Genomic DNA, 14,683 nt, shown 5'->3' with positions numbered 1-14,683 from the left:
GCATCCTTGTTTGGTGCGGCTTTTGCATTTCAGTATATTTGTTTACTTTACCGCCATGCCAATCATCAAACTCACAAAAGTAGAGCGAAAGCGTTTTCTGGTGCTGGTCACCTGCCTGTTCATGGCAGTTGGTGCTTGGCTGTTCATGGCTTTGAACAACAAATATGTCTATACTGCCAAGACGGTGCTGGACTACAGGAATTTCCCCCAGAAAAAAGCTTTCCATCCTTTACAATCAGATACCGTAGATCTGCAGGTGGAAGGAACAGGCTGGCAATTGCTCTTTGCCCGTTTGAGGGTGAAACCACAGTCTATTTCTATCAGTCTGGAGAAACTGAACAACAGGAACTTTGTGCTCTTTTCCGAGCAGCTGTTTAATGTAAACCGCCAACTGGAAACTTCTCAAAAGATCATTTCTGTAAAACCTGATACGCTTTACTTTGATTTTTCTGAAAGAAGGGTAAAGCGGGTGCCGGTAAACCTGGTGTCTAACCTGAGCTATGTCCCACAGTATGGAGTTTCCAATGAGGTACAGATTACGCCAAGTTATGTGACCATCTCCGGCCCTGAAAATGACATCAGGAACATCAACGAATGGAACACCGATACCCTGAAAATAGAGAAAATACAGGCGACAACCGTGGCAAGGGTAGCGATGACACAGAACAAGATGAAAAACGTGAATATTTTCCCGACAAGTGTGGAGGTGAAACTGCCTGTAGATGAGTTCACGGAAAAAATCATTGAAGTTCCGGTTAAGGTGATCAATAACAAAGAATATTACAATGTTAAACTTTACCCAAAAAAGGTAAAGATTACGCTATTGGTTGCCCTTTCTAAATATGCTCAGGTGAATGAAGAATTTATAGAGGCGGTAGTGGACATGAATGAGTGGAAAGTATTTCAGCATAATGAGCTAACGGTGAAGCTGATCCGCTTCCCGGATTATTGTAAGCTGGTGCAGGCACAACCTGCAAAAATTGATTTTATCATAGAAAAATAATGTTAAAAATAGGAATAACAGGAGGTATAGGGAGTGGGAAGACCACCGTGTGTAAGGTTTTTGAAACCCTGGGCATTCCGGTATTTTATGCGGATACGGTAGCGAAACAGATCATGGTGAGTGATCCGATCCTGGTACAGGGAGTTAAAGATACCTTCGGTGCAGAGAGCTATACTGCTGATGGGGTATTAAATAATAAACACATTGCAGGTATTGTTTTTAATCAGGCCGATGAACTGGCTAAGTTAAATGCATTGGTTCACCCGGCAGTATTCCGGGCATTTGAACATTGGGTAAAGGATATTCCTTCAACGGTTCCTTATGTGCTCAAAGAGGCAGCTTTACTTTTTGAAAGTGGCTCTTATCAGATGTGCGACCGCAATGTACTGGTTGTTGCGCCACTGGAATTGAAATTACAGCGCGTAATGCAACGGGATGGGGTAACAGCTGAACAAGTTAAAGCCCGGATGGATAAACAGCTCTCCGACGAGGAAAAGGCTAAAATGGCGGATATGCTGGTCCGTAATAATGAAACAGATTCTTTAATTATACAAGTGATGGAACTTCACCATCAGTTTTTAAATATACTTCCTTAATGATATTGGATGATTTTATAGTTGCTACAAAAACGGGTTTGTTTTGTAGATATGGTGATTTTTATCTGGATCCAAAGGAAATAGTGAAATACGCGGTGATTTCCCATGCACATGGAGATCATGCCATCGGTGGGAACCTGAATGTCTATTGTACGGAAGCAACGGCGCTGTTTATGAAACACCGTTATAAGAAATTTGCCGGCGGAGAATTCCACCTTAAAGCATACGAAGAAACTTTTGTCTTAAATGGGGTGAAGATCAGCTTTATTCCTGCAGGACATATTCTGGGCTCTGCCATGATCCTGATGGAATATGAGGGAATCAGGTATCTGTACACCGGAGATTATAAACTTCAGCCTGATGATACCTGTGAGCCTATTGAATATGTAACCGCAGATGTATTGATCACCGAGACTACTTTTGCGGATCCAAATACCAGACATCCCGCAGCAGAGGAAGAAATCCTGAAACTTAACAGTACTCAGAGTAATATCATGCTGGGAGCCTATGCCCTGGGAAAATGTCAGCGGCTGATCAGTCTGATGAATAAATATTGTCCGGAAAAGCGGATATTGGTACACCATAGCATGATGCCTTTTGTGAAGATCTATGAGCAAAAGGGAATAGATATGGGTAAATATGAGATGTACGACCGGAAGGTAATGAAGAATAACCATACCCATATGGTTTATCTGGTTCCGCCAATGGTGTTCAGGAGTTATTTCAGGGCCATCAATGTGATCAGGGTCTTTGCCACAGGCTGGAAGCACCTGCAGAACAACAACGAAATTCAGTTGTATGTTTCTGATCATGCCGATTGGGAGGATATCCTGTACACGATAGGGCAGGTGAAGCCTACCCAGGTCTGGACAAATCATGGGGATGGGGTACAACTGAAAAACCATTATGAAAAAAGTTTGGTAGTTAAATTGCTTACTTAAATGGAAGAAGGGGTAGACTATTATCTTAATGAAGATGGGCTAATGGTTTTTACAGCGGCTTATCACCTGAAAAGAGGGTATTGTTGCAAGAATAAATGCAAACATTGCCCCTGGGGATTTGGTAAAAAGAAGACCAAACCAAATGAAGAGAACGATACTTAATGAAAAGATTGGAGATGCAGTTGCAGAAAGAAACAAAAACGTCAAAATTTGAAAACATTTACCAGCAGGCCATCGTAAATGTAGTGTTTACCTATAGCTGGTGTAATGAACATTTCAGGCAGGTGATTCAGCCCTATGAAATCACGCCGCAGCAGTTCAATATCCTGAGGATCCTGAGAGGGCAATATCCTGCGCCTTCTACCATCAATCTGCTGAAAGAACGGATGCTGGATAAGATGTGTGATGCTTCCAGAATTACGGAGCGCCTGGTTCAGAAGGAACTCGTAGCCAAAAAGGTAAATCCAAACGATAAACGGGCAGTAGATATTCTGATCAGCGATAAAGGACTCTCTTTGTTGAAAAAGATGGACGACGAACTGGACCTTTCCGCACCGGTTTCCAAAAATCTGACCGAAGAGGAAGCTGCGCTTTTAAACGATCTGCTGGATAAAATGAGGGGGTAATAGCTGGTTTAATGGCTATGCCCGCCGTTAGAGAAATAACCAACCAGGGCGATTGCCACACCGCAGAGTACTGCAATCATCTTCCGCTTGCTTACTTTGTGGTCTACACTGGATTCAAACAAAATGGTGGTGGAGATGTGCAGGAAAATCCCGATTACAATTCCCATGATCTTATTGAAGTAATTCTCTACCCCGCCAATCGTCCCATTACTTAGTCCGTAGCTCACATAGAAGCCCAGAGGGGCCATAATGGCAAAAATACTAATGTAAAAAAGAACACTGTTCCGGTTGAATTTACTTTGCAACAAGATGCTGGCCAATGCAAAAGCCGCAGGAATATGGTGTAACGAAATCCCGAAGATCAAAGCATTGTGCTGATCTTTTGCCAAAGGCATTCCTTCCAGAAAAGCGTGTAAACATAAGCTGATCATGATGCCATAAGGGAATGCTTTAGAATCCCCGTGTTTATGAATATGTCCATGTTCTACCCCTTCAGAGAACTGTTCCAGCAGGATCTGGAATAAAAAACCAATCAGGATAAAGATTCCGATTTCTGCATGATCAGGACCACTGTAAGCATCAGGTATGAGATGCAGGACCGTAATGGCAAACAGATAAGCGCCACTAAAAGACAGGATTAATTTCAGTAACTGCGATTTATCGCTCTTCACCAGAAAGATGGCGGAGCCTCCTAAAAAGGCGCTAAAGAATAACATAAACAGCTTCCAGACTTCCATTATACTTGTGGTTGTATTTTTTTGTAGATAAACGATGTTGCGATACCAATCGAGCCGCCAAGTAAAGCGCCGAACAGGGTATCAACCGGGTAATGTACCCCAACATAGATTTGTGAAAAGGAAATGATAAAGGCCCAGCTCAATGCAATGGGTAAAATTGGTTTCCATTTGTCGTAAAAGACAAAAATAAGAAACAAAGCAATGGCAAAATGATTGGTCGCATGAGCAGAAGGAAAACTATAGCCACTTCCACAAGGGACACGGTGAATGATGTCATCAGCCAGAGTAAGGTCATTACAAGGCCGGATACGGGCCACCAATGGTTTAATTACCCTGGAGGAGATTAAATCACCCATAGCTACGGTAAATAGTAACATACCAACAATATACCAGCCTTTTTTCTTATACTCTTTTACACAAAAGATGATGATAAAGAGATAAAGTGGTGCCCAGAAATAACGGTTCCTCATTAGCGGCAGCAGCCAGTCGAAAAATGGATTCGCCAGGCCTCTGTGAATTTTTAGAAACAATTCAACGTCAAATTGCTGCAGGCTTTCTATCATACTTTTTTGCAGATTAGGATCAGACGGTCAGACTTAATCTCGTCAAAAGGCTCCAGGCCATAACTTCCGAAAGTTTCGCTGATTTGCAAGCCACTCTTCTCCAGCATTCTTTTAAAATCTTCCAGCTGGAAGGCTTGTACACGTTCTTCAAAGGCAAAGGCTTTATTCCTGTGTTCAAAATTGATGTGTTTAATGATTTTTCCATCTGCCACAAATTTATGCAGGTGAAATTCTATGCCTTCCACGGTTTTTGTTTCCTGTTGTGTCAGGTTCTTAATGATTTTATTGGTATTGAAATAGTCAATCACAAGTGTTCCATCATGCTTAATCCCTTTGCGAAAGGATTTTAAAGCACTGACATGTTCTTTTTCCGTTTCAAAATACCCGAAACTGGTAAAAAGGTTCATCGCAATGTCAAAGTAATTGATGAAAGCGAGTTTACGCATGTCATGAACAAAAAAATGAAGGTGTTTTTGTTCAAACTGTTGCGCATATTTGATACTTTGCTCGGAAAGATCAATTCCTGTAACATCATATCCCTTTTTATTCAGGTAAATGGAATGACGGCCTCTGCCACAGGCAATGTCCAGAATCCTGGAATCTGCTGCAGGTTTTAAATACGCAGAAAGGTTGTCGATTAAGAATTCTGCCTCAGCGTCATTACGTTGACTATATAAAATATGGTAATAGGGGGAGTTGAACCAATATTGAAACCATTTACGCTGCATAGAGCCAGAATTTTTGATGTTTAGGAAAAAGACAAAGATAGTATTTTCAAATGCAACAAAGAGGATTATTTAAGCTTGACCTGCAATTTTAATGATGTTAATTTTACGATTGAAAGGCTTAAAAATCAATCATTATGTTCTTTTTTTGCTATTTTTGAAAAAAAAACCGAATAACTTGACACTAATAAAATCTATCTCTGGAATAAGAGGAACCATCGGCGGAATTGCCGGTAACGGTTTGACTCCTATTGATATCGTTAAATTTACGGCAGCTTATGGCTCCTGGATTATCAATAAAACGAACATTAAAAAAATTGTTGTCGGTCGTGACGCCAGAATCTCCGGAGAAATGGTGAACCACCTCGTGATCGGAACACTTCAGGGCCTGGGAATTGAAGTCGTTGATCTTGGATTATCGACTACACCAACCGTGGAAATCGCTGTTCCACTGGAAAAAGCAGGAGGCGGGATCATTTTAACGGCCAGTCACAATCCTAAACAATGGAATGCTTTAAAGCTACTGAACGAAAAAGGGGAATTCATCAGCGATGCAGATGGAAAAGAACTTTTGGACATGGCCGAAAAAGCGGAATTCAGCTTTGCTGATGTGGACGATCTGGGTAAAGTGACCAATAATGATACCTATCTTCAGAAACATATTGATGCGGTTCTGGCTTTGCCACTGGTAGATGTGGAAGCCATCAGGGCAGCCAATTTCAAAATTGCGATTGACTGTGTAAATTCTACAGGCGGTATCTTTGTACCTGCTTTATTGAAAGCCCTGGGTGTGAAAACCATTTATGAATTGTACTGTACTCCTGATGGAAATTTCCCTCACAACCCGGAACCATTGCCGGAAAACCTGACCGAAATCTCTAAACTTGTAAAAGAGAAAAATGCAGATTTAGGAATCGTGGTAGATCCGGATGTAGATCGTCTGGCCTTTGTTTGTGAAGATGGTGGCATGTTTGGAGAGGAATATACCCTTGTTGCGGTAGCAGATTACGTGATTAAGAACACACCGGGAAATACCGTTTCTAACTTATCTTCTACCAGAGCATTGAGAGATGTGACGGAAAAGGCAGGAGGGGAGTACCATGCTTCTGCGGTTGGAGAGGTGAACGTAGTGAATAAAATGAAAGAAATCAATGCCATTATCGGTGGAGAAGGAAATGGTGGTATCATCTATCCGGAATCTCATTATGGCCGTGATGCCCTTGTTGGAATCGGTTTATTCCTGACCCACCTGGCAAAATTTGGTAAATCGGTTTCTCTTTTGAGAAGCAGTTACCCGGCTTACTATATCTCTAAAAACAAAATCACCTTAACTCCGGAAATGGACATTGATGCACTTTTGCTGAAGGTTCAGGAGAAATATAAAAATCAACCTACCAGTACCATTGACGGGTTGAAAATTGAGTTTGATAAAGAATGGGTTCATTTGCGCAGGTCAAATACAGAACCGATCATTCGTATTTACAGTGAGGCCGGAAGTGAGACTGTTGCGGAGAACCTTGCTTCAAAAATCATATCAGATATTAAAGAAATTTTAAAATTGAACTAATGCAGATGAACAGGATCTATTTGGATAACGCGGCAACGACACCTCTTGATGCAGAGGTGATCGCAGAGATGGTGAACGTAATGACTAACTATTACGGCAATCCATCTGCAATTCATGCTCAGGGTAGAGAGGTACGTACATTGGTGGAAAAAGCAAGAAAAACAGTTGCCGGTCTTTTAAATGCGACTCCTGCAGAGATCTTTTTTACCTCTGGGGGTACAGAAGCTGATAATACGGCGATTCGCTGTGGTATTGCAGCTTACAATATTAAACATGCCATCACTTCGAAAATTGAACACCATGCTGTAGAACATACCCTGAATATGTTGTTGAAGCAGGGGGTAATTGAAAAGCTGAGCTTTGTAAATATCGATGAAAAGGGAAATATTGATTATGCACATCTGGAAGAGTTATTGAAAGATAACGAACGCAGTTTTGTTTCCCTGATGCATGCCAATAACGAACTTGGAACCCTGACGGATATTGTCCGCGTAGGAGAGATCTGTGAACAATATGATGCGATTTATCATTGCGACACGGTTCAGACCATGGGACATTATGTACATGATGTAAGAAAATTAAAAGCACATTTTATTGTTTGCGCTGCACATAAATTACACGGACCAAAAGGGGTAGGTTTCCTTTTTGTAAACCATAACATCAAAATCGGCCCGTTCATTCATGGTGGTGCCCAGGAACGTAATATGCGTGGTGGAACAGAAAATGTATACGGTATTATTGGCCTGGCTAAAGCGCTGGAAATCGCCTATGCAGAAATGGAAAGTCACCAGAAGCATATTCAGGAACTGAAAGACTACCTTAAACACAGGTTGAGTACCGAAATTGCCGATGTTTATTTTAACGGAGAAACTGAGGCGGATAAGAGTTTATATACCGTATTGAATGTTTCATTCCCTGCAATGGACATGTCTGACATGTTGTTGTTTAACCTGGATATCAATGGTATTTCTGCCTCTGGTGGTAGTGCCTGTTCTTCTGGTTCAAATATCGGTTCACATGTACTGAGCGGTATTAACGCGGATCCAAACCGTCCCTCGGTGAGGTTCTCCTTCAGTAAATACAATACAAAAGAAGAACTGGATATTGTAGTTGATAAAGTAAAACAGGTAGTTAGTCAAAATATTACTGCATAAACGATTCTTCTATGCAGTTTCAACGCATCACCTCGGTAAACGATCCGGCGCTGACTTTTATCAAAACATTATATGAGGATGCCTTCCCTCCGCATGAGCGGAGGGACTGGGTTTCCCTTCTTGGGCTGGTTCCGGATACCGAAGAGATGCACCTTGATCTGGTATATGCTGCAGAGCAATACATCGGGCTGATCACCTGGTGGGAAATCGAAGGATGCTGTTTTATTGAACATTTTGCAATTGATGCGGCATTACGCGGGCAGAATTATGGTGCGCGTGTGCTAAACCATTACAAGGAACAGATTCCGGGAACGATCATACTGGAAGTTGAACATCCTGAGGACTCTTTTGCGGTCAGAAGGATCGCTTTTTATGAAAGATTGGGCTATCATATTTTAACATTGCCTTACCGGCAGCCTTCCTATGCTGATCCGAAACAATCTTTTCCTTTTCTATTAATGAGCAACAGGATATTGTCGGATCAGGAGGCCAGTCCACTTGTTGAAAAAATCAAAAGTAAAGTCTATCTGAGATCACTCAGTTAAGCAGCTTCCAATTTATCATTATATCTTCTTTATGACTGCTTCAGGACAGGTTCCTGGTCTGGAAATAAAACGTTTTACTACTCCTGCGGTACTTTAACCAAAATGTTATACTTTTTATTTAGTTATCTAATAAAAATCTATTACTTTAGGGTTGTGCTAAAACGATTTTAATTAGCGATTAATAATAAATTATACACTGAAGAACTGACCGGAAAAGCGTTGGTTTTTTCGGATGTCCGGATTTAACATATGAGAAGCAAGATTTTAAACCAAATATTATAATTTTATTTATCCAAGACCAAGATGATGAAACGATACCTTACAGCATTATTAATTGCAGGCTGTTCTTCGGCTTTTGCACAAACAGTTGGAAAGCTGAGCGATCCGGTAGAATGGATCAATCCCCTGATGGGAACAGCCAGTAAACCTTCTATGTCTAACGGAAATACTTATCCTACCATTGCTTTACCCTGGGGGATGAATTTCTGGACTCCCCAGACTGGTAAAATGGGGGATGGCTGGGCCTATACTTACGATGCAGATAAAATCCGTGGTTTTAAGCAAACCCATCAGCCATCTCCATGGATGAATGATTACGGACAATTCTCTATCATGCCGGTAACGGGTAAGAAGAAATTTGAACAGGATGAGCGTGCCAGCTGGTATTCTCACAAAGCCGAAATTGCCAAACCTTATTACTATAGCGTTTACCTGGCCGATGCTGATGTGACCACGGAGATTACACCAACGGAAAGAGCTGCTCAGTTCAGGTTTACTTTTCCGAAATCCGACAGTTCTTTTGTGGTGCTGGATGCTTTCGACAAAGGTTCTTATATCAGGATCTTTCCTAAAGAAAGAAAAATCATTGGTTATACCACCAGACATAGCCATAAGCTGACTCCTGAGAACTTCAAAAATTACTTTGTAGCTTATTTTGACAAAGACTTTAGTTCGGCAAATGCCTGGAAAGGAAAAGAGTTGCTGAAAGAGGAATTAGAGCTGAAAGCAGACCATGCAGGAGCGATCGTAGGCTTTAAAACAAAAAAAGGAGAGCAGGTGACCATGAAAGTGGCCTCGTCCTTTATCAGCTTTGAACAGGCTGAACTGAACTTAAAGAGAGAACTGGCTAACGATTCTTTCGATGCAACGAAAGCCAAAGCCAAGGCGGTTTGGAATAAAACCCTGAGCAGAGTGGCGGTAGAAGGTGGCACCGTAGATCAGACTAAAACTTTCTACTCGAGCTTTTACAGGACATTATTCTTCCCGAATAAATTGTATGAACTGGATGCCAGCAATAAAATTGTACACTGGAGCCCTTATAATGGGAAGATCCTGCCTGGCTATATGTTTGCCGGAACAGGTTTTTGGGATACTTTCAGGGCCTTATATCCATTCCTGAATCTGGTATATCCATCCATCAATAAAGAGATGCAGGAAGGACTGATCAATGATTACAAAGAAGGAGGATGGTTGCCGGAATGGTCGAGCCCGGGATATGCCAATGTGATGGTGGGGAATAACTCTGCTTCGGTAGTTGCTGATGCTTATATTAAAGGACTTCGGGGATATGACATCAATACTTTGTATGATGCTTTGATTCATGGTGCCAATAATGAAGGTCCGTTAGAGGCTGTAGGAAGGGCAGGAGTGAAGTATTACAATGAATTGGGATATGTACCCTATGATGTGAAAATTAATGAGAATGCGGCACGTACGTTAGAGTATGCCTATGATGACTTTGCGATTTATCAATTGGGTAAAGCATTGAAGAAACCAAAAGCAGAGCTTGATTTATACGCGAAAAGAAGCATGAATTATAAAAACCTGTTCGATCCTTCCAGTGGATTGATGAGGGGTAAAAATAAAGACGGTTCTTTCCAGTCTCCTTTTAATCCTTTCAAATGGGGTGATGCATTCACAGAAGGAAATAGCTGGCATTATTCCTGGTCTGTTTTCCAGGATATTGACGGTCTTGCGAAATTAATGGGTGGTAAAGATAAATTTGTCAATAAGCTGGATTCTGTTTTCAGTTTGCCTCCGATTTATGATGAGAGCTATTATGGAAGTGTGATCCATGAGATTCGTGAAATGCAGATTGCCAATATGGGGCAGTATGCGCATGGAAATCAACCCATCCAACACATGATTTATCTGTACAATTATGCAGGTGCACCATGGAAAACACAATATTGGGTGAGGGAAACAATGGACAGAATGTATAAAGCTACTCCTGATGGCTATTGTGGAGATGAAGACAACGGACAGACTTCTGCCTGGTATGTGTTCTCTGCGATGGGCTTTTATCCGGTAACGCCTGCAACAGATCAGTATGTACTGGGTGCACCTTTATTTAAAAAGGTAACATTGAACCTGGAGAACGGAAAAACAGTGACGATCAATGCGGCGAATAACAGTGCTGACAACAGGTATGTTCAGGGACTTAAATACAATGGTACCGCTTATCCTAAAAACTGGTTGAGCCACTCAGAACTAAACAAAGGAGCAGTATTGGATTTCAGCATGTCTGCAACACCAAACAAGCAAAGAGGAACTAAGGAAACTGATTTCCCTTATTCTTATTCTACAGATCCGAATAAATAATGGGACATAAAAAAAGCGGGCATTGTAAAATGCCCGCTTTTTTTATGCGTAAAATTTTATTAGTTGTTGAGCATTCTAAGGAAGGCAGCTAGTTTTGCTTTCATCGCCCTGCGGTCAACAATAAAATCAAGGAAGCCATGTTCCTGCACAAACTCTGCAGTTTGGAATCCTTTAGGAAGGTCTTTCTTAATGGTCTCTTTAATTACCCTTGGACCTGCAAAACCGATTAAGGCACCAGGTTCAGCAATATTGATATCACCCAGCATTGCATAGGAAGCTGTTACACCACCTGTTGTCGGATCTGTTAGCAAAGAGATGTAAGGAATTTTTGCCTGGCTTAGGAGGGCTAATTTAGCCGAAGTCTTAGCCATCTGCATTAATGAGAATGCGGCTTCCATCATTCTCGCACCTCCGGATTTGGAGATCATCAGGAATGGAATTTTATGTTTGATACAATAATCAATAGAACGGGCAATTTTTTCACCTACTACTGATCCCATCGAACCTCCGATGAAGTTGAAGTCCATACAGGCAATGACCAGGTCCTGGCCTTCAATCTTACCATGCCCAGCTCTGATGGCATCTTTTAAGCCCGTCTTAGCCTGACTTTCTACCAGTCGCTCTACATAAGGTTTGCTGTCTGTAAAATTCAAAGGGTCACCTGAGGTCAGGTTCGGGAAAAGTTCTTTGAACTCATCGTTGTCAAATAATACCTGAAAATATTCTTTTGATCCTACCCTTAAATGAAAATCACAATATTGGCAAACGTATTTATTTTCTTCCAGATCGGCACTGTGGAGTGCTTTCTTACAATTCGGACACTTGTTCCATAAACCGTCTGGCGCTTCTTTTTTTTCTTCTGTCAGTGTACTGATACCTTTTTTTTCTCTCTTAAACCAAGCCATGTTATTTGTTGAAAAATGCGAGTACAAAGAAACAAAAAAAAATCAGAACGGAAGCGCTAGTTTCAATTGTTGAAAAATGCCGGTTACTTATGGTCAGTTCACAGGAATTCCTGCCAGGATAGATGCTTCAATCTTCCGGTATAGCATACCCAAATAAAAAACAGATGATCTCTTGCTAAAGCACTAGTTCAACAGGTCCCATTCCGATTTTAGTATCGCAAACTGATATTCATTGATCCATTCGCCATTTACAAACCGGTTTTCAATAAAATGACCTTCCTTTCTGAAACCCAGATCTTTTAATAAGCTGATCATTTCCTTGTTTCCTGTGTTTATACTCACCACAAGCCGGTTAATCTTTGTTTTTTTGAATAAAGGAGCAATCATTTCTTTTAGATCCACCTGTTCATTAACAGGGGAGGTGATCCTGAGTTCTGCGATGCGGGCATCATGCTGACTGAGTTTTAACTCCCAGTCTCCGGTTGTTTTTTGGTTTAATTCATCCTGTAGTTGATGAACAAATTCAGAATTATCTTTAGTCTCCGGCGCAGCATCTTCAGCAATGTCTACTTCACGATCTAAGTTCAAAGAGCCCGCATGTACGCTATTAGAGACTTCTCTGCCATCCTGTCTGGCAAAAGAGATATAGGCTTCCATGCGTTTGTTGAGATGCGCCGGATCGATAGAAAGCACATCTGTGCCTTCCCCTCTTTTTGCTCCGATTAATTGGTAACAGGTGTCTTTTAAATCGGGGAAATAAATCACCAGCATCGCCCGATCGTTATAATACTGGCTTCCCGAAAAGACCTGGTCTTCCCAGTTAAAGGTGATTTTCTCCTCATTCTGGCTGATCGAGGGATTCACTGCCACAGGAAGGGTTCCCATGCTCATCAATACTTTGCTGTAGTCCAGACTAATGTTTGGATATTCACCCCGAAGGGCATTCTTTTTATTGTAAGAAACGGCTTCATTGTATTCGTTTCTGTCCGTTCCGACAACCGCAAGGCGGAATCCTGCACGGATCGCATAAATTGAAGGCTTAAGGATTTCATTGACCACTGTCATCTTCTGGCAGTTTGCTTTTCTTGCCGGAGTAAGTGGTTTTTCGCTTCTGCCTATCATTCTGATGACATGTTTACCTTTTAAGGTATAACCTACCAGGTTGCCGACTCTACCATGGAATCCGCCAAATAACCCATTTATTAATATTCCCATTTTTAATTTATTTAAGTAAGTGATTGAATTGATTAAAAACAATTTACGAAATGTTTTTCATATGGTATTCATATGTGTTATCCTAAAATAAAGGGTCATTTGATCTCGAAAACATCGTTGAAAGGTCTGTCAGACCAATTATAGACCTATCAACCTCCTGTTGATGGTTAAATGATGGTCAATTGGAGGATAACACATATGAATACCATATGCAAAACATTTAAACAGGATTTTAGCAGGAACTCAGACTGGTTCGTAAATGGATGATTCCAATCATTTGGATGTTAATATTTGAATAATGGAGTCAGATGAGGAAATATTAGTTTGTAATTTGTTGGCCACAGATTTGGTCAGCGTGATATTTTTCATAACTTCGGGATATAAAAAATTATAAAACAATGAGTTTAAAAGGCTATAAAGGCGTAATTTACGGAGATGCTGTTCAGGAATTATTTGAACAGGCTAAAAAACATCAGTTTGCATTACCTGCGGTTAATGTTACCGGTACCAATACAATTAATGCGGTAATGGAAACAGCTAAAGCAGTTAATTCACCTGTTATGATTCAGCTGTCAAATGGCGGTGCCCAGTTTTATGCAGGAAAGACATTGAATAATGACAATCTAAATGCCTGCGTATTGGGAGCGGTATCTGCTGCTAAACACGTTCATTTATTAGCAGAACATTATGGTGTTGCAGTCGTATTACATACTGATCATGCCGCTAAGAAATTATTACCATGGATCGACGGTTTGTTGGATCATGGAGAAAAATTCTTTGCTGAGCACGGCAAACCATTGTTCTCTTCACACATGCTTGATTTATCAGAAGAACCTATTGAAGAAAATATGGAAATCTCTGCTAAATATCTTGCACGTATGGCAAAAATGGGCATGACCATTGAAATCGAGCTTGGTGTAACCGGCGGTGAAGAAGATGGCGTGGACAATAGCGATGTAGATAGCTCTAAATTATACACTCAGCCTTCTGAAGTAGCTTATGCTTACGAAGAATTGAGTAAAGTAAGTGATAAATTCACCGTAGCTGCCGCTTTTGGTAATGTTCACGGAGTGTATAAACCAGGTAACGTAAAATTACAACCGGTTATCCTTAAAAACTCTCAGGACTTCATCAAAGAAAAATTCGGATTGACTGCAGAGAAACCAATCAATTTTGTATTCCATGGTGGATCAGGTTCTTCTCAGGAAGAAATCAGAGAGGCAATTTCTTATGGAGCCATCAAAATGAACATTGATACTGATATGCAATGGGCATTCTGGGAAGGTATCTTAGATTATTATACTGCAAATGAAGCTTATCTTCAAGGCCAGATTGGTAACCCTGATGGGGAAGATAAACCAAATAAGAAATACTATGATCCACGCGTATGGTTGCGTAAAGGTGAAGAAGCTTTTGTGAAACGTTTAACACAAGCTTTTGAAGATTTGAACTGTAAAGACGCAAGCGATAAATTATAAGGTGTCTTATTGATATGAAAAGCGCTC

At 40.9% G+C, this 14,683-nt stretch carries 15 protein-coding genes; 10 read left to right on the top strand and 5 right to left on the bottom strand.

All coding sequences use genetic code 11. The features are described from left to right. Window positions 1-55 precede the first annotated feature (55 nt). From BUC20_RS22185 to BUC20_RS22170, 5 genes are read left to right on the top strand one after another with little or no spacing between them, the layout of a single operon-like run. Entirely contained in the window at window positions 56-1,003 is a 948-nt protein-coding gene (locus BUC20_RS22185; RefSeq protein WP_073233226.1) for a CdaR family protein, read from the top strand. Next, a complete protein-coding gene (gene coaE, locus BUC20_RS22180) occupies window positions 1,003-1,599 on the top strand; it encodes a dephospho-CoA kinase (protein ID WP_073233225.1) in 597 nt (198 codons plus the stop codon). Before BUC20_RS22185 ends, coaE begins: the two co-directional genes overlap by 1 nt. After that, complete coding sequence (locus tag BUC20_RS22175; protein ID WP_073233224.1) at window positions 1,599-2,540, top strand: MBL fold metallo-hydrolase RNA specificity domain-containing protein; 942 nt, start codon at window positions 1,599-1,601, stop codon at window positions 2,538-2,540. The genes coaE and BUC20_RS22175 overlap by 1 nt, the downstream gene beginning before the upstream one ends. Further along, window positions 2,541-2,702 (top strand): C1orf53 family protein, encoded by a 162-nt coding sequence (locus BUC20_RS33965; protein WP_159441145.1) that lies wholly within the window; start codon window positions 2,541-2,543, stop codon window positions 2,700-2,702. Continuing rightward, window positions 2,702-3,166: a MarR family winged helix-turn-helix transcriptional regulator gene (locus tag BUC20_RS22170; protein ID WP_317042808.1), complete on the top strand. Its 465-nt coding sequence runs from the start codon at window positions 2,702-2,704 to the stop codon at window positions 3,164-3,166. The genes BUC20_RS33965 and BUC20_RS22170 overlap by 1 nt, the downstream gene beginning before the upstream one ends. A gap of 8 nt (window positions 3,167-3,174) precedes the next feature. On the opposite strand, the gene BUC20_RS22165 is transcribed toward BUC20_RS22170, so the two are convergent. From BUC20_RS22165 to BUC20_RS22155, 3 genes are read right to left on the bottom strand one after another with little or no spacing between them, the layout of a single operon-like run. Continuing rightward, the gene (locus tag BUC20_RS22165; RefSeq protein WP_073233222.1) at window positions 3,175-3,903 is read right to left on the bottom strand and encodes a ZIP family metal transporter; all 729 of its coding nucleotides are present in this window, start codon (window positions 3,901-3,903) and stop codon (window positions 3,175-3,177) included. Then, window positions 3,903-4,466, bottom strand: a complete 564-nt coding sequence (locus tag BUC20_RS22160; protein WP_073233221.1) for a phosphatase PAP2 family protein — start codon at window positions 4,464-4,466, stop codon at window positions 3,903-3,905. The genes BUC20_RS22165 and BUC20_RS22160 overlap by 1 nt, the downstream gene beginning before the upstream one ends. Continuing rightward, the gene (locus BUC20_RS22155) at window positions 4,463-5,194 is read right to left on the bottom strand and encodes a class I SAM-dependent methyltransferase (protein WP_073233220.1); all 732 of its coding nucleotides are present in this window, start codon (window positions 5,192-5,194) and stop codon (window positions 4,463-4,465) included. The genes BUC20_RS22160 and BUC20_RS22155 overlap by 4 nt, the downstream gene beginning before the upstream one ends. A gap of 175 nt (window positions 5,195-5,369) precedes the next feature. On the opposite strand from BUC20_RS22155, the gene glmM reads away from it, so the two are divergent. The 4 genes from glmM to BUC20_RS22135 all read left to right on the top strand — a co-directional run bounded on the left by glmM (window position 5,370) and on the right by BUC20_RS22135 (window position 11,058). Beyond that, the gene (gene glmM / locus BUC20_RS22150) at window positions 5,370-6,758 is read left to right on the top strand and encodes a phosphoglucosamine mutase (RefSeq protein WP_073233983.1); all 1,389 of its coding nucleotides are present in this window, start codon (window positions 5,370-5,372) and stop codon (window positions 6,756-6,758) included. Window positions 6,759-6,763: 5 nt separating this feature from the next. Next, window positions 6,764-7,912: a cysteine desulfurase family protein gene (locus tag BUC20_RS22145; protein WP_073233979.1), complete on the top strand. Its 1,149-nt coding sequence runs from the start codon at window positions 6,764-6,766 to the stop codon at window positions 7,910-7,912. Window positions 7,913-7,923: 11 nt separating this feature from the next. Beyond that, the gene (locus BUC20_RS22140) at window positions 7,924-8,457 is read left to right on the top strand and encodes a GNAT family N-acetyltransferase (protein WP_073233219.1); all 534 of its coding nucleotides are present in this window, start codon (window positions 7,924-7,926) and stop codon (window positions 8,455-8,457) included. A gap of 306 nt (window positions 8,458-8,763) precedes the next feature. Next, window positions 8,764-11,058, top strand: coding sequence for a GH92 family glycosyl hydrolase (locus tag BUC20_RS22135; protein ID WP_073233218.1), 2,295 nt, complete (start codon window positions 8,764-8,766; stop codon window positions 11,056-11,058). Between the two features lie 59 nt (window positions 11,059-11,117). On the opposite strand, the gene accD is transcribed toward BUC20_RS22135, so the two are convergent. Then, complete coding sequence (gene accD / locus BUC20_RS22130; RefSeq protein WP_073233217.1) at window positions 11,118-11,963, bottom strand: acetyl-CoA carboxylase, carboxyltransferase subunit beta; 846 nt, start codon at window positions 11,961-11,963, stop codon at window positions 11,118-11,120. Window positions 11,964-12,146: 183 nt separating this feature from the next. After that, window positions 12,147-13,178 (bottom strand): GNAT family N-acetyltransferase, encoded by a 1,032-nt coding sequence (locus tag BUC20_RS22125; protein WP_073233216.1) that lies wholly within the window; start codon window positions 13,176-13,178, stop codon window positions 12,147-12,149. Window positions 13,179-13,576: 398 nt separating this feature from the next. Here BUC20_RS22125 and fbaA point away from each other — a divergent pair, with 398 nt between their 5' ends. Next, the gene (gene fbaA, locus BUC20_RS22120) at window positions 13,577-14,656 is read left to right on the top strand and encodes a class II fructose-bisphosphate aldolase (protein WP_069377817.1); all 1,080 of its coding nucleotides are present in this window, start codon (window positions 13,577-13,579) and stop codon (window positions 14,654-14,656) included. Window positions 14,657-14,683 lie beyond the last annotated feature (27 nt).

Source organism: Pedobacter caeni, from assembly GCF_900129215.1.
GTDB lineage: Bacteria > Bacteroidota > Bacteroidia > Sphingobacteriales > Sphingobacteriaceae > Pedobacter > Pedobacter caeni.
This window is presented reverse-complemented; position numbering and strand designations above follow the sequence as displayed.